Origin of the sequence: Flavobacterium artemisiae (assembly GCF_042678225.1) — a bacterium.
GTDB lineage: Bacteria > Bacteroidota > Bacteroidia > Flavobacteriales > Flavobacteriaceae > Flavobacterium > Flavobacterium artemisiae.
Map to the genome: position 1 here is coordinate 415606 of NZ_JBHUDZ010000018.1, position 12189 is coordinate 427794.

The following is a 12189-nucleotide window of genomic DNA, read 5'->3' on the forward strand; positions in this document are numbered from 1 at the left end:
CATAAATTTGTCTCTTTACATCTTATTTGCGGCAGGTGCTGTACTAGGCATTTACAGTATTGCCAACAAAAAATAAATTCCATTTTTGATACTGTCATTTTGTAATCGCTATGAATCACTAATATGATGAAAAAATTATTTTCCCTCCTTGTTTTAATCTCCCTGAAGAGCTTCTCACAGATGTATGTTGGCGCGTCAACACCGGTGTACGTTAAAAATCAGGTGCTGTACGTAACCGGCGTCATTAATCTGGCATCGGGCTCCAATCTATATTTACGCAACAACTCCCAGCTGCTTCAAGGCACCGCGGCAGCATCTGCAAATTCAGGCACCGGCACTGTCTCGGTTTATCAGGAAGGCACCTCTGATAATTTTGAATACAACTATTGGTGTTCGCCAGTCGGCGCCGCCAGTGGCGCAGCCGGGGGGTCAAATTTCGGAATTGCACTTCTGAATCGCCCGGTGAATTCAACAGATGCCGTATCGGCTGTAATACTTCCCGCAGGAAGTTACAACGGAACTGCGCTTCCCTTAAGCATAGCCTCTAACTGGATTTACAAGCTTACCAATGCAGGCAGTTATTCCCAATGGAGTTTTGTCGGCGCGGCATCTTCAATGGCGCCAGGAGAAGGATTTACGATGAAAGGGACAAGCGGATCCGATACTGCAGATCCGGAAGCAACAGGAGTTGTAAACAATAACGGCGCCGGCAGACAGCGCTATGATTTCCGGGGCAGGCCCAATGATGGGAATATTTTGGTTTCGGTAGGCACGGGCAATGCTGCGACACTTACAGGCAACCCCTATCCTTCTGCACTGGATTTGAATGCTTTTCTGATGGATCCCTCCAACAGCTCCTGTACCCGCGTAGCTTACTTTTGGGAACAGGACAAGACGGTGGATTCTCATTACCTCTCAGCATACAGGGGAGGCTACGGCACCTATTCGCCCGGCTCGCTGGGAAGCAATGGAATCTACGTCCCCGCCACTTTCAACAGTTACAACAGCGACGGGTCGCTAAACACAACAGGAACATCTTCCGGTCTGGCAATCGAGCGCAGATACAGTCCGATCGGACAGGGATTCCTAATCAACGGAAATACCAACGGCCAGGTTACCATAAAGAATTCCCACAGGGTATTTTATAAGGAAGGGGGCGCTTTATCTCAATTTGCTAAAAATTCAAAAAACACCGAAGCAGGGAAAATGCAGGAAAACACCGAGATTTCACACATTAAGATAAATACGATCATCAATAGCGCTTTCACCAGACAGCTTGCCCTTGCCTTTATGCCGGACGCCACAGACGCTGTTGATCCCGGTCTCGACGCACTGAACATGGACGAGGCCCTGCCTGCTGACGTTTCATTTTGGCTGGAGAACGCCAGCTATGTGATTCAGGGCGTAAATTTTGACCCTTCTAAAAAAATACCGCTTGCCGTCCATGCCGACAAGGCCTGCACCTTGAAGTTTTATATACCTGAAACTGTGGACTTTGATGCTTCCCAAAACGTGTATCTGCTGGATGAACTGGATTCCTCCTATCATGACATCAAAAACGGAAGCTATCAGGTGGGCGTGGCAGCCGGCATCTATAACGACCGGTTTAAAATAGCTTTCAACAGCCAGACATTAGGCACTCCGGGAGCATTGAGAAGCAGTCTTGCCATCTATCAGGAAAATGAAAGCAGGACACTGAAAGCTTTAAATCCCGGCCGTCTTAAATTTCGTTCTTTTAATCTGTACGATATGACAGGAAAAACAGTACTGCACAAAAAAGGACTGCCGCAGGAAGAAGTCTACAGTTTTTCAACGGCAGCTTTAAGTTCCGGCGTCTACATTGCTGTTTTCCTAACCGAGGAGAATGAAAAGATCACCCAGAAAATCATAATTTTCAATTCGGGCGGTTAAATCAGGATCAAAACCCTCTGCTCATATACTTTTTGACTGCCAAACTACTATTCAAATAAACCCATACACTATGACAGCTTCTAAACTTACAAAAAAATACTTCATATCGTTTCTGTGCCTTTTACTCACCTATGCTTCCCACGCGCAGATCGGAATTGGTACTGTGACGCCTAATGCCAGCTCGGTTCTGGACATAACCTCCACCACACAGGGTCTTCTGATGCCCAGAATGACCACTTTGCAGCGAAACTCCATAACTTCGCCTGCCGACGGCCTAATTGTATATGACACCGATCAAAGGGCTTTTTACTACTACATGCCGGCTACCTCTTCATGGGTCCTTATAAACAGCGGTGGAAGTCCAAGATTAAACTTTAAACGCATACGCTCGACAGATAATCTCGCAGTGGTGCTGGCCGCGGAACTTGCTGCCGGAGGAGGGGCAAAATATGTTTTAACTTCAAACACTTTATACGAAATCAATGGCACAGTGACCTTCAATCTTCCTATTGATCTGAACAATGCATACATTCAGGGTCTGGATGCCAATGAAGACATTATAGCAAAAACTTCGGGTATTCTTTTCGACGGCACCACAGGGGGGAGTATCAGAAGTGTGACCATTACAGCTCCCGGGGCAACTGTTTTTAACCTGAATGCATCATCATCGGCTTCCACATTTTTGTTCAGGGACTCCATCATTGCCAATTCAGGAAGCGTAGGAACTGTATCGGGCTTCGGGCTTGTTTTTGCCAGCATAGTAAATTTTTCCGGCAATACAAACGGAATTACATACAGCAATATCGGACAGCTGCTGCTGAGTAATCAGGCATGGTTCAGCAATAATGGCGGCACCTATGAAAAATTGACCGGTATATTTAACCTGGTATCCAAACAGGGGGGTTTCTCGAATGTTGCATCAGGAGCTTATGGATTTGACGTATCGGCCGCAGGTATTTCCATTTTAAGCGATGCTGTATTGGAGTCCGTGGTTTTTACCGGTCCTGCACCTGCCAATTATGTGCGTCCGTACACCTCGGGAACTTATTCGGGCTATAATTTCAACAACAGCTGGAATGTCAGGGCAGCGGGTATACCGACCGAAACCGATGCGAACGCCACGGGCGATTTTGCAATGGACTATGCGGTGGGAAGCGGATTAGCGGTACCTTTTACGAATAACTTAAATCCCAGTGATATTGTAAAGGTAGGGGCCGGCACACCCTCTACGGTCTACTCCAATTTATTCCGATTTTCAACAGATGCCGCCAATCGTCTGCGATACGTAGGCAAAAAGAAAAGGATCTTCCAAATTTCTGGATCTATTTCTTTTCAGGTTCCCGCGGCAGGAACTTACATCATTTACATTGCCAAAAATGGGGTGATGCTCACACAGTACAAGATCTACGGGAGGGGTGCCTCCACTAATGACATCGTGGTGCTGCCTCTGAACGCTACCACCGAAATGATTACCAATGATCAAATTGAGGTTTTCGCACAGCGCTACACGGGAAGCAACGGCAGCATAGTGGTGCCCAATATGACATTAACCATCAAATAGAACTCTCAGAAAAAGCACGGCCGTCGCTTCTTTGCAGCAGCTGAATAGAAAATGACTCTGCGGATTTTTTTTCATTCAGCTGTAATACTTGCCGCACCCTGAGAATAGACAGCTGATAATTGTGCCGGCCTTACCTGAAAAATCCCTTCAGGCGAACTTCAATTATGGAAAACGCAAATAAACTCTGCAATGAATCATCCCTGGATTATCAGAAAATGAAACTGGATGAATTTAAAGAACTTCTTACAGATTATTTAGAATCTGAAAAAGCTTCCCGTTTTGGTCTGCCGGATCCCGGGTACTTTGCGTACAAACTGATGATGCAGACTGTCGATCTGGAGGATCTTGTCCAAAAAGAGACAGGTGCCCCGCTGCAGGAATACATAGAGGGAGGCATAATCAAGGCCGCAAAAGTAAAAATTTTTGACACCAGCAGGTCTATCAACTATACTGCATCAGAATTAGGTTATAAAAACATTCATCATTTCACCAGACTGTTTAAAAATAGGACCGGAATGACGCCTTCTAAATACAGGGAGACGGTGATCAAACATTTTAAAGATAAATAAACAATGGAGTCAGTATTAAAAAATATCCTTAAAACTTTGATTACACTGATTTGAAATGACAGTGGAAATACCTTTTAATTTCGACAAAAACCAATACAAATTTTAAGGATTAATTCAGGAATCAATAATTTTCGTAAAGATTATAAAATAAACTTTAGCGCACATAATCACAACCTTGAGATTTCTGACGATAGTTTGGCAGAGCAGCAAGGGATAGATTTCTTTTATTATAGAGATTAAAGAATGCAGAAATATCTGCCTGGGGATCGAAATCAAATCAGTAGAAAATTTCTTTGTCCAAGGCCGCATTCCAGTTTATTTGAGGAATTTCCCCAGTAAAGATTTAACTACACTGAAACTATAGGCTTTACAGCCTAAAAATCTTCTCCCAGTTCCGACTTCCATCTGTTCTACACCCAATATCCCCTTAAAGACAAGCTGAAGGAAATGTCAAGATTTCTTGGCTTCGAAAATGATTTTTCCATGAGATACATTCCGATAAAACAATTGGAGCTTAACTGCGCCTTTCTATTTTCCAGCCGGGCTCCATGGAGAGTCTCCCAAAAATACAAGAAACAGGCAAACCCGCATGCTGGAGCTATCTGATGGTTTGCTGCTTTTTTAATGCCGTAAATTTTAAGCAAAGGCAAACCATTTACTAATTCGGCATTCATCGATAAATCTTAAACACTATTTGCAGCCTTCCGAACCCAACTATACCTTCAGCTCCTCCTGCTGTAGAATTTAAGCTTCAGACACTGCTTTACGCTATATTCATTAAACACTGTCCTGATGGGCAAATTAGATGATAAAAGTGTAAATTAGCATGCGTCAGATTAAAATCGTAACTTTTTATGAAATGGATTACTAGAGAAAGACCTAAAATAGACAGGATCGCCTGTCCATGGCTTATTAAGAACTTTGTGGATCCCGATGCTGAATTTATTTTCGTGCCTTTTGACAAGGTGATCGAGGAGGCCTCGCGTCTGAATGCTGTCCCTTTTGATATCCCAGATGTTGAATTCACACACTATCACGATCAGTGCACTTTTGACTATATAATAAAGAAATATGCCATAAGCGATCCTGCCGTGTCGATAATTGCATCGATTGTGCGGGGGGCCGATACCGACCGGCATGACATTGCGGCCGAATCAGCCGGGCTTTGGGCAATTTCTGCAGGACTTGCCCACAATATCTCAGATGACAGCCAATTGCTTGAAACAGGCATGATCCTCTATGATGCACTGTACAGCTGGGCTTTACACATGTACAAGCAGAAGCACCTGCAGAACAGTCCGTTTGAAAAGCTGCTGCATGAGGTCTACAGCAAGTTTTTAAAAGACAGCAAATCGGCAAAAACCCCTTCCTGGGTAAAGGAATTGAAAAACATGATCCAGGATCAGATCGATGCACAGTTTTCTTTCGACCTGAAAAAAATTTCTGTCGAACTGGATCTGAATCCTTCTTATCTTTCAAGGGAATTCTCCAAACATTTTGAGGATCTGAATTTTGGAGAATATGTCAGAAAGCAGCGGATTGAAAAAGCAATCAGCCTCATTGAGGGTTCAGAGTATACCCTTACTGAAATCGCCTACATGACAGGCTTTTCAGACCAGAGCCATTTTACCAGGATTTTCAAGCTTCATACGGGACACAATCCATCTGCTTATCGAAAAAAAATCCAGAAAAAGTAAGCAATATACAAAACGTAAGATACGTTCTATTCACTGCCATCTGATAGCGGTAGCTTTGTTTTTATATTCTAAAAACAAAAACCAATGCAGTTAAAAAATCTGCAGTGCATTTTAATGCTGCTGCTTTCAGCCGCCTCGTTTTCACAAAACAGCTTTCACAAGATATCGGCCTACGTCGGGGTCATGCATCCTATCGTAACCATAAACAGGGACGAAACAGCTCTTAATTTCAGGGATTATTACGCAGTGGGGCTTCCAGTGGGAATCAACTTGTGGAAAAGTGAAAAAATCGGATTTTCTTTTGAGGTCGTGCCCAATATCAAAGACGATCAGGGAAGCAGCAAGGTTACCAATCTGCTGTTTCATCCCGGAATTCTGGCCGCTTTAGGACATGGATACACCTTCGCGGGAAGAGCCGCTTTCGAATCTTCGGGAAGATACGGTTTTACCCCCGTTCTGAGCAAGACCGTACTTAAGAGCCAAAACTGCAGTTATTTTCTCGCACTGCCCCTGCCCGTGCGCTTTGGCAATGACCACCCCGCTTCATTTACTGTCGGATTCCAAGCTGGAATCGTTTTTTAAATACTGAGATCATGAACCAAAAACCAAAATACTCATTAAAAGAAATCACACCATACTTTTTAAAGGTGGGCACATTTGGCTTTGGAGGCCCCGTTGCCCTTGTCGGCTATATACATCGGGATCTGGTGGAAGACAGGAAATGGATTTCCGAGGAAGAATACAAAGAAGGTCTGGCGCTGGCACAGCTGGCTCCCGGCCCTCTGGCTGCGCAGCTGGGCATATATATCGGCTACGTCCACTACAGCTTTCTGGGTGCTACTCTGGCCGGATTCGCTTTTGTGCTGCCTTCTTTTCTAATGGTGCTCTCCCTTGGCATTGTCTACCAGCTTTACGGCGGACTGCTATGGATCCAGTCGGTTTTTTATGGCGTAGGTGCAGGCGTTATCGGAATAATCACCCTGAGCGCATACAGGCTTACAGTAAAATCAATTGGAAAATTCAGCCTGGGATCATTCAAGGAAAAATGGCTGCTCTGGCTGTTCTTTATTATCATATTGGCAGTAACCTATATAACCGAACGCGAGCAGATTCTGGTATTCATTGCCGCCGGTCTGATCTACATGCTGATCAAAGCCCGCCCTATGGCTAAAATTTCAAAAACAGCAAACATATCTGTTGTTTTTTTATCCGGAATATGGGAATTTGAAAGCGGAACACTTTTAAAGATTTTTATTTTCTTCGCCAAAGCCGGCGCATTTGTATTTGGAAGCGGACTGGCCATCGTACCTTTTCTGCATTCGGGAGTTGTGGTTGAAAACAAATGGCTGACCGAACAGCAGTTTCTGGATTCGGTGGCTGTGGCAATGATTACACCCGGCCCTGTTGTGATAACAGTCGGTTTTATAGGATACCTTGTAAATGGCATTGCGGGTGCTATTGCGGCCGCAATGGCAACCTTCCTTCCCTGCTATCTGTTCACCATCGTGCTTGCTCCATTTTTTAAAAGAATAGTCCATAATAAAAGCGTAAAAGCCTTTGTGGAAGGCACAACGGCAGCCGTGGTAGGCGCTTTGGTAGGGTCTGTAATCGTAATTGCGAAAAGAAGCATCATAGATGTTCCGACTGCTTTGATCGCTTTTTGCGCCATTCTTTCATTACTGTATATTAAGAAAATCCAGGAACCTGTAATTATTGCCATAGCGGCAGTAGCCGGAGTAATGATAAAATTTATTTTTTAAGCAAATGAATTAAGATTTAATTGTCACTTTTTTGCCATAAAAGCTAAGGCAGTTTTTAAAGATATTTTTTCAATCTAAGTTTTGTGACTAGATCGTGGCACATCGTTATTTCAAAAATAGAAAACCACCTAAATTGTAGCCTAAGAAGTTTCGGTTTGAATATTGAAAGGGATTACTTTTGTGCTACAAAACCTAAATCGCATAAAAGTAATTCATAGAGCCAAAGAAAGACAATCCTACCTTAACTTAAAATATTCTTTTAAAATCCTCCATAAAATTTGTAAATTTCTACATTACTTTAATGCGATAACTCAATCGAGTTTTTATATTTTTTTGCATCAATCCCCAACAGACATCTACTAAACCAAATTTACAAAACCAATGGAAGACAGACACTACATATAGAAAGCCAATTTCTTCAAATCGTCCAAAAATGATTTTGAAATTTGTCCTGTCCCTCACTTAAGGAGACAACTACATAGTAGTTGTCTCTTTTTTTATACACAAAAATATAGATTTTTCAAGCCTTCACAACCTAAATTTGTGGTTCGATTTTTTCACAAGAAATTCTTAGCCTGTTTGAAAAAAACAGCCTTAAGTGGTGCTATTAGAGAATTAGTCGAAACTGAACAATGGTTCGAAATCCCGTTAATGATATAGGATTTTTTTTCTATTTTGGTTTATCGTAATTTTTTGATACTAAATACAGTAATTCCAAATAATTTTAGCTTTCTTCTCATCTATCTGAGTGCTGTTTTTCGATTAAAAATTGTTACTCAACTGATGCAAAAAACAGGTATTTTCCTGTTTTTGAAAACAGGAAAAATAGTAAAATCAACATTTGATAAGCTTAGGTTCGAAAGTTAGGCAATGCCGAACAAACCTCTTCAAAATCAGAAAACATTTAATTTACATAAAGAATAGGCAGATTACTTTTCTTATTGAAGTATTGATAGATTTGTTGTTCTATTGACGCTAAAAATTGATTAATTTTCCCCCCGAATCATCTGGATAAAAATTAAATTTTGAAATTTGTAAAGAAAGACAGCTACATCTTTTTAAAGTTGTCGCTGCCCATGTTTTAATCATCTTTTTAAGAATATTAAGAATTACTTTATTATAATGGAAATTAATATTTGAAATAAAACTAAAAATAAAAATAAACACCTGTTTCTCTAATTAATGCTTCTTCAAAAAGATTGATTATTTCCTCAACCTTTTTTAGTAATTCTTTTTCAAATGAACTCTTATTTGAATTTAATTTTTTAATCACTTTTGTGATGGATTCTTTTCCTCTCACCTGATCAGATTCATAGTCATCAATATTAGAAAAACCTGCATCATTAATCAAATCAAATATCCCACTCTCAGATAAAATCTTAAATTCTTCAACATTTAAAACCAATTCTATAAGTTCATCTTTAGTTGCTTCATCATAGTCTAACGCAGCTTCTGCTTTTTTGTCTTTTGGAACTGTAATTATTTTTTGTCTCATTAATTCTAATCTATATTGTTAAAATGAGTTATTTGATTATATTCAGATTGACTTCTTCCCATCTGTTTTCCATTTACTATTTTATTATTAGGAACTACACCATCTAAGTTCAAATATACTCTGGAGGAATACCTTTTTTGCGACAAAAAGTTAAGGCAGTTTAAAAAATATTGAGAAAGGTTTTGAGTTAAATAACTTTTGAGAAGGACTAATTCTAAAATAATTCAGCACTTTATAAATTTGAAACCATGGAGAATACCCGAAAAAAGTGGCCATTATAATTTAAAATCTGTGCGAATAAATGCTATTTTTGTAGTACATCTTTAATCTCAGGCTCAAACTCCTCAATAACCCAATCAAAAAATACAGCAAAATAATGTTTATACAATTCTACGTAAATATGTATGAATTTATTAAAGCGTACTAGATTTTCGGGACTATTTTGTAAACTATATTTTTTTGTTTCTACATCAAAAAAAGAAATTGGTTCAATATATTTTTCCGTATTTTCTTTATCAAATCTGAAAAAAAACAAATTGAATAAACCTTGATTTATGACTGTTAAGTAATTAGAAAAATTATATGATAAATTAATATTTACCTCTTCTTCTTTTATTCCAAATAAGATTTTCGGCGGATAGAAATAAATCAATTTTTAGCTCCGATGGAACAACAATCAAGTAACTCATAGAGCCAAAAAAAGACAATCCTGCCTTAACTTAAAACATTCTTTTAAAATCCTCCATAAATTTTGTAAATTTATATATCAGTTTAATGCGATGAATCAATTGAGTTTTTACAATTTTTGCATCAATCCTACTCAGGACATCCAAACCAAATTCATAACGCCAATGAAAGACAGACACTACATATAGAAAGCCAATAACTTCAAATCATCCAAAAATGATGTTGAAATTTGTCCTGTCCCTGTCACTAAGAGAGACAACTAATAAATAGTTGTCTCTCTTTTTTTATACACAAATAGTAGATATTTCAAGCCTTTACAACCTAATATTTGTGGTTCGATTTTTCACAAGAAATTCTTAGCCTGTTTGAAATAAACAGTCTAAAAGTGGCGTCGTTAGAGAATTAATCGAAGCTAAACGATGGCTCGAAATCCCGTTAAGGATATAGGATTTTTTTCTCTTTTGGTTTATCGTAATTTTTTGATACTAAATACAGTATTTCCTAGATAATTACTAAACATAACTTAAATATTCCAGCCTTTTATCATGCGGAATATAACAAGGTGATCCCAATATCATTGTATTCCATGGTTTCCAGTCTCCTGCAAGCTTAATATTATTTTCTTTATGATGCTCTAAAATCCCTGCCTTTAAAAAATCCTTTAAAGGGATATGCAATGTCCTTAATGAACATCATACGCTCGTTGACCCAGCGGTAAATAACTTCAGCATAATCCAAAAGCTCCTGTCTTTGTAACAACTTATCCCAACAATACTGCTCTTCATAAGATCGCTCTTTGTTAATCACTATTTTAACCCTGTGGAATTTCTGGTCAGAATCTTTATACTCTTGAAATTTATTTGTCATCTATAATTGTTGCTCAACTGAAGCAAAAAATTGACTTATTGCTCTAAAGATTTGTTGCTCTAATGACACGAAAAACTGGTTTATTTCTGTTATTCAGTTTAAGGCAGAAATTATCTTATTTCTTTAGTAAACTCACTTTGATTTTTTTTAAAGAAGAAAAAACTTAACAAATTATTTGCTTTTTTATTAACAAATGTTCATGTGATAAATTTTTAAAATAAAAAATATTTTTTAATTTTTATTCATACAAGAATGAAGGTAAAAATAGCCAAAGCATCCATTCACAATAGCTTTTTATATTTATTTATTATCATTTCTTAACAATAAAGTATAAAAACAGGTAGAAATACGTGAAATTTTAACTAAAAATATTAAACAAATCTGACAATATATAATTAATATTGTCTTACAAAATTGTATTTAAGATTACTCATGGTTTTAAAAGATAATTTTCATTTTATAACATTACAATACCATTGCTGCCTATGATTTAAAGTCAATACATTAAAGTTAGTTAAATTCTAAAACACAGATTATGAAATTATTATTTTTAATGGAGTCTGTTAATGTTTTTCATATCTGATTCCCCAAATCAACCGAATAACAAACCTAAACTTAACCTATGGCAAAACGACTACCCAAACTACCTCCTTTGCTACAAAGTAAAATTTACAAAACCGGACAAACCAGAAGCGCGAATGATGATGTAATTTTTCAAAACCGAGCCAACAGAAACGGCACTGTTTTGATACCTTTTGAATCGATTCGTTTATTCGATATTTCCATATTCACTTCGGATAAATTTGAAAGCGGTTTTATTGTTTTACTTAGTCCGGAAGAATATTACACAAATCCTGACACAGTACTCCTCATGAGAGCCCGAAAGTTAAAGCTTGGTGTCAATGCAATCTTGCTATACGAAACAAGAGCGCAATGGAACGAATTTAACCCGTACAGAAACAAGCTTAATATCGCTGAAAAAAGAACATCTCCTATAGATGGTCACTTTGTTGCCAGAATACCATCAACTTCAAAAAACGAAGAAAAAGTTATTCTTGGTTTTAATACGAGTAGTTGTAAAGGTGCCGGAATCAGGGTATCGGAATACGCCTCGCTTTCAACGATCAAATCTTCTCACTTGCAACTGGAATATTTATTCTGGCTTTGCCATAACTCAAAAGAAATAGCACTTGGTGCCGGAATGACAGATAGTGAGATCGAAAATCGAATTACGGCGATAACTGCGGCTTGTAATAATCAAAAGTTATCTAATACTGACCGGCTTTACAAAGCCCGGATTATTGATAGTGCTAAAAACACGATTTGTCCACTTTGTTTAAAAAAACTAAGTGCAGAGAATTTTCTCATCAACTTTTTTGAATCCGCAGAAAAGTCGGATATTAATAAAGAAATTAGTCCAATAAATCTTTTTTACATTAATCAGCTCAAAACTGGTGAATTTAATCATACCCCTTATAATTTAGCCTGGGGACACCAAAACTGCAACATGATTTGTAAAGAAACAGGAGTAATCGAAACTATTAAATGGATGAAAGAAATTGTAGTAAATACGATTATTTTCAATAGGGATTCATTCTCTTAAATACCTCTAAGTATTAAGTCAAACATTTAAAAAAGCTAT

10 protein-coding genes are annotated in these 12189 nt (G+C 38.5%); 7 read left to right on the forward strand and 3 right to left on the reverse strand.

What is annotated here, in order from left to right; translation table 11 throughout:
- The first annotated feature begins 123 nt into the window (after positions 1-123).
- From ACFSC2_RS21660 to ACFSC2_RS21685, 6 genes are all read left to right on the forward strand, one after another.
- Positions 124-1911 (forward strand): T9SS type A sorting domain-containing protein, encoded by a 1788-nt coding sequence (locus tag ACFSC2_RS21660; RefSeq protein ID WP_379818709.1) that lies wholly within the window; start codon positions 124-126, stop codon positions 1909-1911.
- A gap of 70 nt (positions 1912-1981) precedes the next feature.
- On the forward strand, positions 1982-3472 hold the full coding sequence (locus tag ACFSC2_RS21665; RefSeq protein ID WP_379813182.1) for a hypothetical protein: 1491 nt from the start codon (positions 1982-1984) through the stop codon (positions 3470-3472).
- Between the two features lie 164 nt (positions 3473-3636).
- Positions 3637-4041, forward strand: coding sequence for a helix-turn-helix domain-containing protein (locus ACFSC2_RS21670; RefSeq protein ID WP_379813183.1), 405 nt, complete (start codon positions 3637-3639; stop codon positions 4039-4041).
- A gap of 854 nt (positions 4042-4895) precedes the next feature.
- Positions 4896-5738 (forward strand): chromate resistance protein ChrB domain-containing protein, encoded by an 843-nt coding sequence (locus ACFSC2_RS21675; protein ID WP_379813184.1) that lies wholly within the window; start codon positions 4896-4898, stop codon positions 5736-5738.
- 84 nt (positions 5739-5822) lie between these two features.
- On the forward strand, positions 5823-6320 hold the full coding sequence (locus ACFSC2_RS21680) for a hypothetical protein (RefSeq protein WP_379813185.1): 498 nt from the start codon (positions 5823-5825) through the stop codon (positions 6318-6320).
- Positions 6321-6331: 11 nt separating this feature from the next.
- Positions 6332-7498, forward strand: coding sequence for a chromate transporter (locus ACFSC2_RS21685; RefSeq protein ID WP_379813186.1), 1167 nt, complete (start codon positions 6332-6334; stop codon positions 7496-7498).
- 1147 nt (positions 7499-8645) lie between these two features.
- On the opposite strand, the gene ACFSC2_RS21690 is transcribed toward ACFSC2_RS21685, so the two are convergent.
- The 3 genes from ACFSC2_RS21690 to ACFSC2_RS21700 form a co-directional block, all read right to left on the reverse strand.
- Positions 8646-8993, reverse strand: a complete 348-nt coding sequence (locus tag ACFSC2_RS21690) for a hypothetical protein (protein WP_379813187.1) — start codon at positions 8991-8993, stop codon at positions 8646-8648.
- Between the two features lie 304 nt (positions 8994-9297).
- The gene (locus tag ACFSC2_RS21695) at positions 9298-9645 is read right to left on the reverse strand and encodes a hypothetical protein (protein WP_379813188.1); all 348 of its coding nucleotides are present in this window, start codon (positions 9643-9645) and stop codon (positions 9298-9300) included.
- A gap of 659 nt (positions 9646-10304) precedes the next feature.
- A complete protein-coding gene (locus tag ACFSC2_RS21700; protein ID WP_379813189.1) occupies positions 10305-10547 on the reverse strand; it encodes a hypothetical protein in 243 nt (80 codons plus the stop codon).
- Positions 10548-11169: 622 nt separating this feature from the next.
- On the opposite strand from ACFSC2_RS21700, the gene ACFSC2_RS21705 reads away from it, so the two are divergent.
- Positions 11170-12150, forward strand: coding sequence for a BstXI family restriction endonuclease (locus tag ACFSC2_RS21705; protein ID WP_379813190.1), 981 nt, complete (start codon positions 11170-11172; stop codon positions 12148-12150).
- The last annotated feature ends 39 nt before the right edge of the window (positions 12151-12189 follow it).

Coding starts and splice junctions, on each gene's coding strand:
- ACFSC2_RS21700 (WP_379813189.1), bottom strand. CDS start 10,547: ATGACAAATAAATTTCAAGAGTATAAAGATTCTGACCAGAAATTCCAC.
- ACFSC2_RS21690 (WP_379813187.1), bottom strand. CDS start 8,993: ATGAGACAAAAAATAATTACAGTTCCAAAAGACAAAAAAGCAGAAGCT.
- ACFSC2_RS21675 (WP_379813184.1), top strand. CDS start 4,896: ATGAAATGGATTACTAGAGAAAGACCTAAAATAGACAGGATCGCCTGT.
- ACFSC2_RS21705 (WP_379813190.1), top strand. CDS start 11,170: ATGGCAAAACGACTACCCAAACTACCTCCTTTGCTACAAAGTAAAATT.
- ACFSC2_RS21660 (WP_379818709.1), top strand. CDS start 124: ATGATGAAAAAATTATTTTCCCTCCTTGTTTTAATCTCCCTGAAGAGC.
- ACFSC2_RS21670 (WP_379813183.1), top strand. CDS start 3,637: ATGGAAAACGCAAATAAACTCTGCAATGAATCATCCCTGGATTATCAG.
- ACFSC2_RS21665 (WP_379813182.1), top strand. CDS start 1,982: ATGACAGCTTCTAAACTTACAAAAAAATACTTCATATCGTTTCTGTGC.
- ACFSC2_RS21680 (WP_379813185.1), top strand. CDS start 5,823: ATGCAGTTAAAAAATCTGCAGTGCATTTTAATGCTGCTGCTTTCAGCC.
- ACFSC2_RS21685 (WP_379813186.1), top strand. CDS start 6,332: ATGAACCAAAAACCAAAATACTCATTAAAAGAAATCACACCATACTTT.